This is a genomic window from Johannesbaptistia floridana (genome assembly GCF_057440575.1).
Genome location: NZ_JALKVM010000196.1, coordinates 1 through 15,851, shown reverse-complemented (window position 1 = coordinate 15,851; position 15,851 = coordinate 1). Strand labels below are relative to the sequence as shown.

The following is a 15,851-nucleotide window of genomic DNA, read 5'->3' as shown; positions in this document are numbered from 1 at the left end:
AGCTTTATTTTATCTTTGAATTTATCCAGGCGATCGCTTTTTACTATTCCCCCCTTAGTTAAGATGATCCCCCCTTCCCCCCTTAAAAAAGGGGGGCTTTTAGCTTTATTTTATCTTTGAATTTATCCAGGCGATCGCTTTTTACTATTCCCCCCTGAGTATGAGTAGTATGAGTAGGGTGTGTTAGGGCGAAGCCCGTAACGCACCAAACATGAGTAATGAGTAATGAGTTTTGAAGGTAGCCTGTAACCTGTAGGTTGGGCCCTTGGTCACTACACCCAACATCTTCCACCTTTGCCAAAATTTACTGATGGGGGAAAGGGGGAGCAGGGAGAAAATTTTTAAGTAAAATTACTTAATTTGCTGATTAAATGTATATTTTTATACATTATTTTCAAGAGACAAAATCTAAAAAAGCACAAAACCACAAGTTGCGGCTTTTGTCAAGTTTTGTGTTAAGAAAGATGTTGATAAAGCATAGCTCCATTGATCTCAGATCTTGCATCTTTATCAAAAGTTACTTGTGGTGGTTGAGTAATGAGTAATGAGTAATGAGTAATGAGTAAAAGAATTTATGTTAAACCCCTTGGAGACAAAGATTATAGAGAATTAACCATAAAGGACATTTTTCCTTAAAAATTAGTACATAAGTTCTGGTGGAAGATATGAGTTGATGAGGGTATTTACTCATTACTCATTACTTATTACTTCAAAACTCAAAAAGGCGATCGCTTACAAGATTGAGGGCAAAAACTGAAATTACCTTAACCTTCTGACTACTGCTATAATTTGATAATTATGTACTAGTAAAAGACAACAAAGAAGATAAAGCGATGATTACAGGAGAGTTAAAATCAAAAGTAGATAAACTATGGACCACCTTTTGGAATAACGGTATTAGTAACCCTCTCTCTGTGATTGAACAAATATCTTACCTCCTGTTTATCAAGCGCCTCGATGATTTAGAATTAGCTAAAGAAAGAAAAGCCCAACGTCTCGGTAAACCTATATCTAATCCTACCTTCACTCCAGAAAATCAAGACTGTCGCTGGTCCTATTTTAAAAACTTAGACGACTCAGAAACTATGTTAAAGGTAGTCAGAGACAAAGCCTTCCCTCTAATTAAAAATCTAGGTCATACCAACGATACCTCCTATTCTCGCCATACAAAGGATGCTGTTTTTCTCATTTCTAATCCCGCCTTACTAGCTAATGTGGTGAGTCAAATTGACCAAATACCTATGGAAGATAGGGATACCAAAGGAGACTTATATGAGTATATGCTATCTAAGTTGACTACAGCAGGTACTAATGGGCAATTTCGCACCCCACGGCACATTATTAACATGATTGTGGAAATTATGGCGCCAACAGCCCAAGATATTATTTGTGACCCTGCCTGTGGTACAGGAGGTTTCTTAGTAGCTGTCTCAGAATATTTGCGCCGTCAAAAGGATGATGAGGGTAACTATATACTAAATGCGCCGGGTAACAGAGAACATTTTATGAATGAAATGTTCCACGGTTTTGACTTCGATGCCACCATGTTGAGAATAGGCAGTATGAATCTGATGCTGCATGGTATTGAAGACCCAGATATAGAAGCCAGAGATTCTCTCGCCGAAGAAAGTGGAGATGTGAAAGAAGCCTATACTCTCATTTTAGCGAATCCACCATTTAAGGGTTCTGTGGAAAAATCAACCATAGCAAAAGACCTAACTAAGGTATTTAATACCACTAAAACAGAATTATTATTTTTAGCCTTGTTTCTGCGTCTACTCAAAGTAGGGGGAAGAGGTGCGGTAATTGTGCCAGATGGAGTATTATTTGGGTCATCAAAAGCCCATAAAACCATTCGTCAAGTAATAGTAGAACATCATAAGTTAGAAGGGGTAATTTCTATGCCGTCAGGAGTATTTAAACCCTATGCAGGAGTATCAACGGCGGTATTGATATTTACTAAGTTAGGAGTAGTGCAAAATGGCACTGATGCAGTGTGGTTTTACGATATGGAGGCAGATGGCTACTCTCTAGATGATAAGCGCCAGCCGATTGAGGAGAATGATATACCAGAGATAATTAAGTGTTGGCAGCAAAGGAATGTATATCGGGATAATAATCGCGCTTCTAAGTCATTTTTTGTGCCTAAGTCGGAGATAGAGGCGAATGGTTATGATTTGTCTATTAATCGTTATAAACAGGTAAGTTATGAGGAGGTAGAGTATGAGTCTCCCCGAGTAATTTTGCATCAGTTGATGTCTTTAGAAGATGAAATAAGAGAGGATTTACAGGCGTTGGAGGCGATGTTGGGGTGAAATGAATACCAAAAAACTATCTCAGGTTGCTTCTATAATAATGGGTCAATCTCCATCAAGTAGTTCATATAATTATAAAAAATTAGGCTTTCCTTTTTTTCAAGGAAAAGCAGAATTTGGTGATATACATCCTACTCCGATAAAATGGTGTAGTGAACCAAAACGTTTGGCAGAAAAGCATGATATATTAATATCTGTGAGAGCACCTGTTGGACCCACAAATATCGCTAAAGAAAAATGCTGTATTGGTAGAGGCTTAGCGGCTATTCGCGGAGATGTTAATCAAGTTGAGCAAAAATATTTATATTGGTTTTTTAAATTTTTAGAACCATCTTTATCTGAAAAAGGCCAAGGAACTACTTTTAAAGCTATTAATAAAGATTGTCTAGAATCAATTAATATTCCCCTACCCCCCTTAGAAGAACAAAAACGCCTTGCAGCAATACTAGATAAAGCAGACGAAATACGACGCAAGCGCCAAGAGACAATAAAGTTAACGGAGGAGTTGTTGCGATCGCTCTTTTTGGAGATGTTTGGCGATCCTGTTACTAATCCTAAGGAGTGGGAAAAAGATTTACTAGGAAATTTAGGCACTTTAAATAGAGGAAAATCTAAACATCGTCCTCGCAATGATCCTTGTTTACTGAATGGAAAATATCCATTAATTCAAACAGGAGATATAGCTAACTGTAAAGGAGTCATTGAAACTTATACTCAAACCTATTCCGAGAAGGGGTTGGCACAAAGTAAAATGTGGCAAGCAGGAACTCTTTGTATTACTATAGCTGCAAATATCGCTCAAACTGGAATACTTGGTTTTGATGCTTGTTTTCCTGATAGTGTTGTTGGTTTTCAACCAAATGAAAGAGTAACAAATGAATATATTCAAGGATGGTTTAATTTTTTACAACCTATTTTAGAAGATCTCGCTCCACAATCTACCCAAAAAAATATTAATCTTAAAATACTTAGCAAATTAGATTTACCAGTGCCACCTTATCACCTACAACAAAAATTTTCTCAATTGATTCAGCAGATTAGAAAAAATGCTAGAAAAAATTACCAAAGTAAAATATCTATCGATAATCTTTTCAATTCCTTACTACAAAAAGCCTTTCGAGGCGAACTGTAAAAAAACAACTTTATTGAAATTAAAAAGAATATGCCAGCCAAAGATATTTACCATTTAACTGTAAAAAATGCTTTAATTAAAGATGGTTGGACAATTATCTATAGCGTTTATCAGACTCATGAGGTACATAAAACACCAGCATAGCTGCCTTCTGCCTTCTGCCTCCTGCCTCAAAGCGATCACCTCTGTATCTCACCAGTATGAGAATTGCTATATGATCCTCTATGAGTATATGCTATCTAAGTTAACTACAGCAGGTACTAATGGGCAATTTCGCACCCCACAGCACATTATTAATATGACGGCGGTATTGATATTTACTAAGTTAGCAGTAGTGCAAAATGGCACGGATGCAGTGTGGTTTTACGATATGGAGGCAGATGGCTACTCTCTAGATGATAAGCGCCAGCCGATTGAGGAGAATGATATACCAGAGATAATTAAGTGTTGGCAGCAAAGGAATGTATATCGGGATAATAATCGCGCTTCTAAGTCATTTTTTGTGCCTAAGTCGGAGATAGAGGCGAATGGTTATGATTTGTCTATCAATCGTTATAAACAGGTAAGTTATGAGGAGGTGGAGTATGAGTCTCCCCGAGTAATTTTGCATCAGTTGATGTCTTTAGAAGATGAAATAAGAGAGGATTTACAGGCGTTGGAGGCGATGTTGGGGTGAAAAAATATCTAATTTCTTTAGGAGAAGTAGCAGATTTTATTAATGGAGATAGAGGAAAAAATTATCCAAGTCATGAAGATTTTGTTTCTTGTGGAATACCATTTATTAATGCGGGTCATATACAAGAAGGATATATTAACTTTGACTCTATGAACTACATTACAGAGTCAAAGTTTAATTCTTTAGGTAGCGGAAAAGTTGAACCCAATGATATTCTTTATTGTTTAAGAGGTTCACTGGGAAAAACTGCTATTATTGACAATATTGACAAAGGAGCAATTGCTTCATCTTTAGTAATTATTCGACCTAAAAGTAATCTGATTACTAAGTATCTTTATTATTTTTTAATTAGTGGATTGGGTAAATCGGAAATGTGTAAATATGATAACGGTTCATCTCAACCCAATTTATCGGCAAAAAATGTAAAATTATACAAAATACCTCTACCACCCCTAGAAGAACAAAAACGCCTGGGAGCAATACTAGATAAAGCATACGAAATACGACGCAAGCGCCAAGAGGCAATAAGGTTAACGGAGGAGTTGTTGCGATCGCTCTTTTTGGAGATGTTTGGCGATCCTGTTACTAATCCTAAAGGGTGGAAGACTGTAACGTTAAAAAATCTGGCTACAAAAATTGACTATGGACATACTGCTTCAGCTATAGAAAAAGATAATGGTATTAAATTTTTACGAATAACCGATATACAAGAAGATACTGTAAACTGGAACAAAGTACCTTATTGTGAATGCAAAGTAAAAGAATTAAGTAAATATCAATTAAGTTATGGTGATATAGTTTTCGCAAGAACAGGAGCAACAACGGGTAAAAGTTTTTTAATTCGTAATTGTCCAGAAAATTCAGTTTTTGCTTCTTATTTAATCAGAATTAGACCTAACTGTGATGTTAATCCTATTTACTTATCTCATTTTTTTAAAACACAATATTATTGGCATCAAATTACTGAAAATTTAAATGGAACAACTCAACCTGGAGTTAATGCAAGCAAACTTAAAAATTTATCCATAATATTACCACCAACTAACCTACAAAATAAATTTGCTAAATTTGAAGAAGATATAAAACTGTGTTCTACTAAGCAAAAAAAACAGCTAAACGTTTCTGATAACCTCTTCAACTGTCTATTACAAAAAGCATTTCGTGGGGAACTATAAAACAATAAACTCATATCAAAGCACTCCCAAAAAAGTACAGAAATTTGCCAACAGGCGAGAATCAATTTTTAAGCGCGATCGCATTAATTCTTTAACTCATTACTTCAAAACTTCTTACTTCAAGACTCATTACTCATTACTTCAAAACTCATTACTCAAAAGGGCGATCGCTGTTTGCTATTCCCCCCTGAGTTAAGCTATCCTTTATAAACATCTTTCTTAACAATGGAAGATAGGGATACCAAAGGGGACTTATATGAGTATATGCTATCTAAGTTGACTACAGCAGGTACTAATGGGCAATTTCGCACCCCACAACACATTATTAATATGACGGCGGTATTGATATTTACTAAGTTAGCAGTAGTGCAAAATGGCACGGATGCAGTGTGGTTTTACGATATGGAGGCAGATGGCTACTCTCTAGATGATAAGCGCCAGCCGATTGAGGAGAATGATATACCAGAGATAATTAAGTGTTGGCAGCAAAGGAATGTATATCGGGATAATAATCGCGCTTCTAAGTCATTTTTTGTGCCTAAGTCGGAGATAGAGGCGAATGGTTATGATTTGTCTATCAATCGTTATAAACAGGTAAGTTATGAGGAGGTGGAGTATGAGTCTCCCCGAGTGATTTTGCACCAGTTGATGTCTTTAGAAGATGAAATAAGAGAGGATTTACAGGCGTTGGAGGCGATGTTGGGGTGAAAAAATATCTAATTTCTTTAGGAGAAGTAGCAGATTTTATTAATGGTAAAGCTTTTAAACCTTCTGATTGGGAAAACAAGGGTAAACCAATAATTCGTATTCAAAATCTCACAGATGCGTCTAAACCTTATAATAGAACCTCACAAGAAGTTCCAGAGAAATATTGGATATATCCAGGGGAGCTTCTGGTTTCTTGGTCTGCAAGTTTAGGTGTATTTGAATGGGAAAGTGAAGAGATAGGTGTTTTAAATCAACATATTTTTAAAGTTGTACCTAATAATAAGTTAGTTTGGAAACCCTATTTTAAATATGCCTTGCGTGTTGCAGTCAATTTAATGACTCAATATATTCATGGTTCAACCATGAAACATATCAATAGAAATGAGTTTCTTCAGACAAAAGCTTATATACCCCCCTTAGAAGAACAAAAACGCCTGGCAGCAATACTAGATAAAGCTGATGAAATACGACGCAAGCGCCAAGAGGCAATAAAGTTAACGGAGGAGTTGTTGCGATCGCTCTTTTTGGAGATGTTTGGCGATCCTGTTACTAATCCCAAGGGGTGGAAGGTTACTAATTTAGGAAATTTACTCGCTGAACCTCTTCAAAATGGAGCTTATTTTCCACAAACTGATTACGTAAAAAATCATTTAGGCGTAGAAATGGTTCACATGTCTGATGCTTTCTACAATGTAGTAAAAAGAGGTAATCTTAAGCGAGTTAATACAACACCAGAAAATATTAAAAAATACAGTCTTTATCCTAATGATCTTATTATTGCACGAAGATCTTTAACTTACGAAGGAGCAGCTAAACCATGTTTGATTCCTCAAGAAAAAGAACCTTTAATTTTTGAATCAAGTTTAATTAGAGTTAGGTTAAAACAAGATATTGTAGACACAATATTTTTCTTTTTTTATATGATGCAGCCACAAGTAAGAAAAGTACACGTCTTTCCCAACGTTACTAGATCTACTATTTCTGGTATAAATCAGGCAGGTTTAAAAAGAATTCAAATATACACTCCTCCAATATCTCTGCAAAGAAGTTATAGAAATTTTTATAATCATTTAGTTTCATCTCAACAGTCTTTTGAAAGACATTCACAATTCCTTGATAACCTCTTCAACTGTCTATTACAAAAAGCATTTCGTGGGGAACTATAAAACAATAAACTCATATCAAAGCACTCCTAAAAAAGTACAGAAATAGGCCAACAGGCGAGAATCAATTTTTAAAATCCCCATCTATGCCGACCTCCTGCCTCCTTTTAAGGGGTTAGGATCAATTCTTTTACTTCAAAACTTCAAAGCTTAGTACTCCAAGACTTCAAGACTTCTTACTCATTACTTCAAGACTCATAATTCATCCACAACCAGTAACATTAGGTAAAGATGCAAGATCTGAGTATTCCCTGCATCTAGCCCTATAAAAGATATAATTGATAAATAGGTAGAATGAATTCAAAATTGGAAATTATTTTTTTGGATCCTCATTCTTTTTTAACAACCAAAGAAATCAGCTTTTTCCTCAAGTAAATTAGTACAAGAGTACTGTTCTAGGATTTAAGAGTAAATCAGGTTTTCATGCACCCCTTGATTTTTGCATTAATTCCAAAGCTTAAAACCCATCTCCCTACTCCCAGCTAATATTTGATATAAAGCGCTGTTTGTGGAGGTTAATCAAGTTTTCAGTTTCAATTGAGTTAAGTTAAGTAAAATCATATCTATGACAAAAAATCAAACAATAGAAATAAACAAGGATCAAACAACAACATCAGAATCAATAAAAAAAGAAAAGTTTAGCTTCTGGCAACTGTGGAATATGAATATCGGTTTACTGGGTATTCAGTTTGCCTGGGGTTTACAAATGGCGAATATGAGCGCTATTTTTGAACATTTAGGGGCAAAAGCTACCCAAATACCAATTCTGTGGTTAGCGGCACCTTTAACAGGATTGATTATTCAACCAATCATCGGCAATCTCAGCGATCAAACTTGGACTTTTTTGGGTAGACGTCGCCCATATTTTTTAGTAGGGGCAATTTTTGCCTCTATTGCTTTAGTGTTTATGCCCTATTCTCCCACAATTTGGGCCGCTACAGCTTTACTATGGATACTAGATAGTAGTGCAAATACAACTATGGTGCCCTTTCGCGCCTTTGTGGGAGACTTACTACCACAAAAACAACGCACCCAAGGCTTTGCTATACAAAGTGTAATGGTGGGAATAGGTGCGATCGCCGCTTCCGCTTTACCCTGGATACTCAATCATCTTTTTGATGTTAATAACACGGCAAGCGAGTTTCAAAAGATTCCTCAAAATGTAGAATATTCTTTTTATATTGGGGCTTTTGTCTTCATAACAACCATACTATGGACTGTTTTTACCACTTCAGAAAATCCTCCCCCCAATATGAAAGCCTTTGAGAAAATCCAAGCAGAAAAAGGCGGCATTATTAACTCTCTACAAGAAACTTGGTCAACATTGCAAACTATTCCTAAAACCATGAAGCAATTAGCGGGAGTACAATTTTTCACCTGGTTAGGTATCTTTTGTTTCTTTATCTATTTTCCTCCTGCGGTTGCCCGCAATATCTTTGGCGCTGTTAATCAAGAATCAAGTTTATACAGCGAAGGTGTAGAATGGGCGGGATTGTGTTTTGCTTTGTTTAATGGGGTTTGTGTGGTGTTTTCCTTTGTGTTGCCCTATTTAGCCAAGCAAACTAGCAAAAAATTAATGCACAGTCTCTGTCTTGTTTGTGGTGGAGTTAGTTTAATCGCCCTACTCAATATTCATAATCAGTATATGTTGTTATTAGTTATGGTAGGATTTGGAATAGCTTGGGCAAGCGCTCTATCTTTACCCTACGCCATGTTAACTGGGGCAATCCCTGAAGAAAGTCGCGGTATCTACCAAGGAATTTTTAATTTCTTCATTGTTTTACCAGAAATAGCTATTTCTCTGTGTTTTGGTTGGGTGATGCAGAATTTATTACACCAAAATCGCCTATTGGCTGTGGTAATCGGTGGCGGATTTTTAATCATTGCAGCTATTTTAACTCTGTTTGTAGAAGTGCCAAAAAATAATTCACTCACAAAAGCTGACGACTCCACACACTGACCTCAGACCCTCGCATCTTTATCCAAAGTTACTTTTGGATGAATAATGAGTAATGAGTTTTGAAGTAATGAGTTTTGAAGTAAGAAGTTTTGAAGTCTTGGAGTAATTAGAATAATTTATAGCATTTCAAAGGACTCATGAGGTTGTACCTAACTCTCTTGCCTCCTGCCTCGGTGCCTCGGTGCCCATATCTTGCACTCCTAAAAAAGTACTAAATAGGCCAACAGGCGAAAATCAATTTTTAAGTGCGATCGCGCTTAAAAATTGGGGCTCTCTCGACATTGTGGGGTAAATTGTTATTATTGTTACATTTTATTCCTTCTTCCTGTTCCGGTGTTCGGGAGTCAATACTGCTTTTGTTAAGAGAAAATTATTGATTAGAGTAAGGTTGAAAGGAGATTAATTACAAAGCCAAAAACTTCTCTCCCTGCTCCCTGCTCCGGTGCTCCCTGCTTTCTCAAAATAAATATGTTTGATTCAAAACCTACGCAGTATTGGTTCGGGAGTTCCCTAACCTCACCAAAACTTACTTTTTCACCCGTACCCTAAATAAACGAATAATTATGACAGTTATAGATTCAAAAACATTAACTTTAGCTGAGTTTTTACAACTACCTGAAACTAAACCAGCCCTAGAATATATTAATGGAAAAATTATAGAAAAACCAATGCCGAAAGGAAGACATAGCCGTTTACAGGGTAAACTTTGTGCTGTTATTAATCAAGTTACTGAATCGGAGAAAATTGCTTATGCTTTTCCTGAGTTACGCTGTACTTTTGGCGATCGCTCAATTGTCACAGATGTAGGTGTATTTGAATGGAAGCAAATTGTTTTCAATGAGGATGGGGAAGTTCCAGATAATTTTTTATTACCTCCAAACTGGACTATTGAAATATTATCTCCTCAACAAAAACCTAACAAAGTTATTGGCAATATTCTTCATTGTTTAAATTATGGTTCTCAATTAGGATGGTTTATTGATCCTGATGATTATAGTATTTTGGCTTTTATCCCTCATAAACAACCGCAAATTTTGCAAGGTAATGATTCTTTACCTGTTTTGGATTTTATTAAATTAGATTTAACAGTAAGTCAAGTGTTTAGTTGGTTAAAAATGAATTAAAATGACTGGCTTTGTAGATTTTAAGTATGATATTCTTTTCTGGGCGATCGCGGTTCATTTAAGAAATTACTCTAAAACTTGACAAAAACCGCAACTTGTGATTATGTGCTTTTTTAGATTTTGTCTAAGAAATTAATGTATAGAAATATACATTTAATCAGCAAATTCAGTAATTTTACTTAAAAGGGGTCTCCCTACTCCCCCTTTCCCCCATCAGTAAATTTTGGCAAAGGTGGAAGATGTTGGGTGTAGTGACCAAGGGCCCAACCTACAGGCTACAGGCTACCTTCAAAACTCATTACTCATTACTCATCTAGGTGCGTTACGGGCTTCGCCCTAACACACCCTACAACTACCTTCTTACTTCAAAACTCATTACTCCTTACTCATTACTCATCATGTTGGGTTATCTCCCTGCCCAACCTACAGGCTACGTACAGGCTACCTTCTTACTCATTACTTATTACTCGTTACTCATTACTCAACTAACGGTGCGTTACGGGCTTCGCCCTAACACACCCTACAACTACCTTCTTACTTCAAAACTCATTACTCCTTACTCATTACTCATCATGTTGGGTTATCTCCCTGCCCAACCTACAGGCTACGTACAGGCTACCTTCTTACTCATTACTTATTACTCGTTACTCATTACTCAACTAACGGTGCGTTACGGGCTTCGCCCTAACACACCCTACTCATACTTAAGAAAAACTAGTTCAATTTTAGTTAATCAAACAGCATTTGTTTTGAATGAAACCCAGCATCACTTTAATGTAGTTTGCCTTTGGGAAGTGCCCTCAGAACAAGTCCAATCACCAGATCTTGCATTGGTGATATACTTGATCATATCTTGACCACAGAGAAAGCTACACCACCAAGTAGATAACTTGAGATAAAATAAGCAAAAAGAAAATGAGACCATTGGACACTTTGATTTATGAATATAGGTGTGGTGATTATCGGGAGAAACGAAGGCGAAAGACTAGTTAGTTGTTTAACTACCTTAGATAATCAATTAGCTGAGAATATACCCAGAGTTTATGTAGATTCCAACTCTACAGATGATAGTTGTGCTGTAGCTGCTAAATTTGGAATTCATACCGTAAAATTAGATGACTCCTTACCCTATACCGCAGCTAGGGCGAGAAATGCAGGGATGAAGTGGTTATGGGAAAATTACCCCCAACTAGAGTGTATACAGTTTATCGATGGTGATTGCGATTTAGCTACAGGTTGGCTAGAAAATGCGATCGCCACACTGGAAACTGACCCTAAAATAGCTGTGGTTTGTGGTAGAAGAAGAGAAAAGTATGCCGATGCCTCCGTTTATAATCTTCTAGCTGATATTGAATGGAATACTCCTATAGGCGAAGCTAAAGAATGTGGTGGTGATTCTCTCATTAGAGTAAGTGCCCTCAAAGAAGTCAATGGCTATAATAGCGCCTTGATTTGTGGAGAAGAACCAGAAATGTGTATTAGAATGCGTGCTAGAGGTTGGAAAATCATGCGCATTGATGCTGATATGACTTGGCATGATGCAGCTATGTATAAATTTTCTCAGTGGTGGAAGCGTTCAGTGCGTGGTGGTTGGTATGTAGCACAAGAAACTGCTATGTATGGGAACACTCCAGAAAAATATATGGTTAGACAACATCTCAGTGGTTGGTTTTGGGGTTTAATTTTACCCCTAGTTAGTATTGGAGGAATTTGGTTAACTTCTGGTTTGAGCGCTCTTTTACTCTTAGCTTACCCATTACTTCTGTGGCGAATGTCTCGTAATTTTTTAGCTAAAACTAATTCTACATCCCAAGCAATCACTACTGCTTATTTTAGCTTACTCTTTAAATTTGCTCAGGTAATTGGTCAAAGTAAATACTGGTTAAATCGTTGGCAAGGGAAACAGGCAACTTTGATTGAATATAAGGGAGATATGCCTTCTGCTTAATTTTCCCACTGATTTAAAATATCTTTAACTAAGATTTCTTTTAGCCATACTTGAGCTACAACAATAATCGGGAGAGCCAGAAATAAGCCCAAAAGTCCAAAAAAAGCAGCAAATGCTACTTGAGATAACAAAGTAATCGCAGGCAGTAGAGAAACTTGTTTTTTCATTACTAGGGGGGTGAGAATCTGACTCTCAATCTGCTGAATTACTATATACAAAATAATCACCGCACCAGCTTTCCAAGGCACTTCTAATAAAGCTAAAGCCGCGGGAGGAATTACACTGATTGTCGGACCTACGTTAGGCACAAAAGTTAGAATTCCTGCAATAATTCCATTAGTCACAGGTAAAGACACTCCCAATAGCCATAAACCCAAGGTACTAAAAATAGTGATAATACTAACATTAAATAAAACACCTATAAACCAACCAATGAGGGCAGTTTCTGTGGCAGTTAAAATTTCTTCAGCACGATTTCGGTAAAAAGAGGGAAATAGTAATATAGCTATCCGGCGATATGATTGAGGATTGGCAACCAACATCACAATCACCACAATTACTAAAAGTAAATTAACAATGAAATTGAAGGTACCAGAAAAAATGCTAAATATTCCTCCTGATGGAGACAAGGGCATCAATTTTGTCATTATTTTTGGTAAGCTGTCAATTTCCTCAAGTAATTGCTTCGGGAGAATATTTTCTAGCCATTGATAACCCTGGCTAAGTTGAGTAGCTGCATCGGGAATACTGCTGATGATTTGAGGGAGTTTTTCTCTTAAAGAAGGTATCACAATACTGAAAATTCCAATTAATACCCCTAATACCAGCATCAGCGCCATGATTACAGCAAAAGTTCGTTTAATTTTCAATCTTTGCAGTTGCTTAACTAAATGGTTAATTACTGTGGCAAAGAAAACAGCAGCTAAGGCTAAAAGCAATACAGTTCTAATTTTCCATAAAATATAAATAACAATTAGCAACAGGGCAAACCCCATTAGTTTACTAAAACTCAAATATTCATCTCCTTCTTTTTTTAGTTAATTTAAGCTAGAGTTTACTATAAATAGTCGGTTTTGTTATCTTACTGAAGAGGTAACAAATTCAAGTAAATTTTTGTCTTCTCATATCTTGCACTCCTAAAAAAGTACAGAAATTGACCAACAAGCGAGAATCAATTTTTAAGGGGTTAGGATCAATTCTTTTACTTCAAAACTCCTTACTTCTTTCACTTCAAGACTTAAAAACTCATTATTCATAACTCATAACTTCTTTCACTTCAAGACTTCAAAACTCATTACTTCAAAACTCATTACTTCAAAACTCAACCACCACAAGTAACTTTGGGTAAAGATGCAAGATCTGAGTTTAACTCCTGTGTTAATTTTCTCCAAAACCATTTAAAATCATATTTTTTGCATAAGGCTGTTCAACTCCTGCTTTTTCTAATCTTTCTTTGAGAAGTTTGCGCAATTGTCCAGAAACACCTATAGCAGTGTCTGGAATAATTGTTGTGATTGTACTAATTAAGATATCATGTTTTCTAAACTCTTCAATTCTTCTAATTGTTGTCTTCTCAAGTACATTGGAATTACTTGCAGCTAATTCTTCGCCAATTTCTTCTACTATTTTGTAAACCAAGTCTAGGTTAGCTTTATAACTTACACCAAATTCAACAATTACTTTATTCCAAGATTCTTTAGTATAGTTAACAATTTGATCAATGTCACCATTTCTAATAATTTGATGATGTCCTTGAATACTTCTGATAGTTGTGGTTCTCAATTCTATTGATTGAACATAACCACTAAACTTTCCTATCTTAACAAAATCTCCTACTAAAAAATCTCCTTCAAACAGAATAAAAAAGCCAGCGATAATATCTTTAACTAATGTTTGGGCGCCTAAACTGATTCCTACTCCCAAAATACCCGCAGCAGCTAAGATAGGTAAAGGATTTATTCCCAAAGCGTAGAGTATAAAAATACCAGCAAAAAAGAAAATCAAGTATTTAACAACGCTTTCAATTAGAGGCAGAAAGGTACTTTTCATTTTATAATCTTTTTTCTTAGTATCCTTATCTCCATCCATAAACATTAGCTTTTCTATAATTAGTTTACTAATTTCTACAATAATACGACTGAGAAAAACTATGGCAACAACTCTCACCAGCTTTTCACCGAATGTGGCTAAATCAGCTAGTATTTCAATTTGCCTAATGGCAAAGGTTGTAAATAAAACTGCAACTGCTGTTTCTAAACATCTTCGGAAAAAACCGAGTAAGTGTCTAAATCTCTGATATATTTGAAAAATTTGATTAGATTGGGATAACCTCAGACTTAAATTATCTAAGGTATCAACAATTATACTCACAGATTTCAAAATCAAAATTCCTATAGAAAAAATAATATAAATTTTGATTCCTGTATAAACTGTTTTGATAATTGTCTCTGGTAAGTAAAAAAACAATAGCGTGATGTTAAAACCAATTAACCAGAAGCTATTTTTTATAGCTGTTTCGGCCGTATCAAAAAACTTGGCTACGCTTTCGTCATTTTCTTTGATCTCATCAAAATCTTGGGCAAAAACACAAGCTTTTTTAAGTCCATAGGCAACACCTTTGTTAAGGTAATAAATTAACCAAAAAAGCATTATGGTTTTGACAATTCCTAGTCCTAAATTAATCCAGGTTTGAGGAGGAATTTTTTCAATTAAGTTTATAGTGTAAGCTGGAATTGATTTATTTTGATAAAATAGCCAAAAGTTAAACCCCAGTACAGAAAATGCTGCTACAGTACTAACTATGATAATCAGAAAGCGAATATTATTTTCTGCTTTTTTGAAGATAGACTGACTCTTATTTAAGAAATTTGAACCCTTGAGTAAACTAAAAGCTTTGTTATTAATCCAAAGTAAGAAAAACGTCAATGTATAAATAATTGCTATTTCTAAACAGGTAAATAAGATATCTCTCATTGTCTTTGACCTCTTTGTAGTTTTTAGTTTGGTATTTTTACTTGAATATGTTTAAATTTTTATACAGTGAATATTGCTTAAGGATTACTTTAACTGGTAAAAGTCAAGGAATTTAACTATATTTTGCCATACTTATCTCTTACACCTTCAGCTTCTTAAAACCACTTTATAAGCACATAATTGAAATCTAACACCTTAGCTATGCTTATATGTCATTATATCTCATCAAAATTAAGATTAAGTTAAAAGAAAAATAAAATTCTTTATCCTCCCCTTCTCACATCTTGCATCTTTATCACTCATTTACTGGTTGTTGTTGAGTAATGAGTTTTGAAGTAATGAGTTTTAAAGTAATGAGTAAAAGAATTGATGTTAAACCCCTAGGAGACAAAGATTATAGAGAATTAACCATCAAGAACATTTTTCCTAAAAAATTAGTACATAAGTTCTGGTGGAAGATATCAGGGAGAGGGGGAGAAAGAGAGTTTTTAAGTATTTATACTTACTTTTTTGGCGATCGCCTGAGGGCACAAATCCTTTTAACCACTAAATAAATAAACTGTTTTTTCAGCTAATTTAGTACTAAAGTACTAGTATCAGATATGAGCCTTGAGTAAATTTCAACCAAAACTATCATGAGTGTAAATAATTAAATCTACACTCTCCTCTCTACCAGA

General features: G+C 35.5%; 12 protein-coding genes and 1 pseudogene. 11 read left to right on the top strand and 2 right to left on the bottom strand.

The genetic code is table 11. The features are described from left to right. Positions 1-833 precede the first annotated feature (833 nt). The 10 genes and pseudogenes from MW688_RS13165 to MW688_RS13120 all read left to right on the top strand — a co-directional run bounded on the left by MW688_RS13165 (position 834) and on the right by MW688_RS13120 (position 12,201). The gene (locus MW688_RS13165; RefSeq protein ID WP_486736467.1) at positions 834-2,315 is read left to right on the top strand and encodes a type I restriction-modification system subunit M; all 1,482 of its coding nucleotides are present in this window, start codon (positions 834-836) and stop codon (positions 2,313-2,315) included. Position 2,316: 1 nt separating this feature from the next. Further along, positions 2,317-3,447 carry a restriction endonuclease subunit S gene (locus MW688_RS13160; RefSeq protein ID WP_486736466.1) on the top strand — a complete coding sequence of 377 codons (1,131 nt, stop codon included), beginning with the start codon at positions 2,317-2,319 and terminating at the stop codon, positions 3,445-3,447. A 30-nt stretch (positions 3,448-3,477) separates the two neighbouring features. Then, positions 3,478-3,549, top strand: a pseudogene (locus tag MW688_RS13155) (element excision factor XisH family protein); the annotation flags it as partial. A 130-nt stretch (positions 3,550-3,679) separates the two neighbouring features. Continuing rightward, positions 3,680-4,123, top strand: coding sequence for an N-6 DNA methylase (locus tag MW688_RS13150; RefSeq protein WP_486736465.1), 444 nt, complete (start codon positions 3,680-3,682; stop codon positions 4,121-4,123). Further along, entirely contained in the window at positions 4,120-5,298 is a 1,179-nt protein-coding gene (locus tag MW688_RS13145; protein ID WP_486736464.1) for a restriction endonuclease subunit S, read from the top strand. The genes MW688_RS13150 and MW688_RS13145 overlap by 4 nt, the downstream gene beginning before the upstream one ends. A gap of 225 nt (positions 5,299-5,523) precedes the next feature. Further along, a complete protein-coding gene (locus MW688_RS13140) occupies positions 5,524-6,006 on the top strand; it encodes an N-6 DNA methylase (RefSeq protein ID WP_486736463.1) in 483 nt (160 codons plus the stop codon). Then, positions 6,003-7,172: a restriction endonuclease subunit S gene (locus MW688_RS13135; RefSeq protein ID WP_486736462.1), complete on the top strand. Its 1,170-nt coding sequence runs from the start codon at positions 6,003-6,005 to the stop codon at positions 7,170-7,172. Before MW688_RS13140 ends, MW688_RS13135 begins: the two co-directional genes overlap by 4 nt. A 562-nt stretch (positions 7,173-7,734) precedes the next feature. Further along, entirely contained in the window at positions 7,735-9,129 is a 1,395-nt protein-coding gene (locus MW688_RS13130) for an MFS transporter (protein WP_486736461.1), read from the top strand. Between the two features lie 563 nt (positions 9,130-9,692). Next, complete coding sequence (locus MW688_RS13125; RefSeq protein WP_486736460.1) at positions 9,693-10,253, top strand: Uma2 family endonuclease; 561 nt, start codon at positions 9,693-9,695, stop codon at positions 10,251-10,253. 940 nt (positions 10,254-11,193) lie between these two features. After that, a complete protein-coding gene (locus MW688_RS13120) occupies positions 11,194-12,201 on the top strand; it encodes a glycosyltransferase family 2 protein (RefSeq protein ID WP_486736459.1) in 1,008 nt (335 codons plus the stop codon). Here the strand turns inward: MW688_RS13120 and MW688_RS13115 are convergent. Continuing rightward, positions 12,198-13,214 carry an AI-2E family transporter gene (locus MW688_RS13115; protein ID WP_486736458.1) on the bottom strand — a complete coding sequence of 339 codons (1,017 nt, stop codon included), beginning with the start codon at positions 13,212-13,214 and terminating at the stop codon, positions 12,198-12,200. The genes MW688_RS13120 and MW688_RS13115 overlap by 4 nt on opposite strands. A 364-nt stretch (positions 13,215-13,578) precedes the next feature. After that, positions 13,579-15,174 (bottom strand): mechanosensitive ion channel family protein, encoded by a 1,596-nt coding sequence (locus MW688_RS13110; protein ID WP_486736457.1) that lies wholly within the window; start codon positions 15,172-15,174, stop codon positions 13,579-13,581. Between the two features lie 353 nt (positions 15,175-15,527). Here MW688_RS13110 and MW688_RS13105 point away from each other — a divergent pair, with 353 nt between their 5' ends. Then, positions 15,528-15,728: a hypothetical protein gene (locus MW688_RS13105; protein ID WP_486736456.1), complete on the top strand. Its 201-nt coding sequence runs from the start codon at positions 15,528-15,530 to the stop codon at positions 15,726-15,728. Positions 15,729-15,851 lie beyond the last annotated feature (123 nt).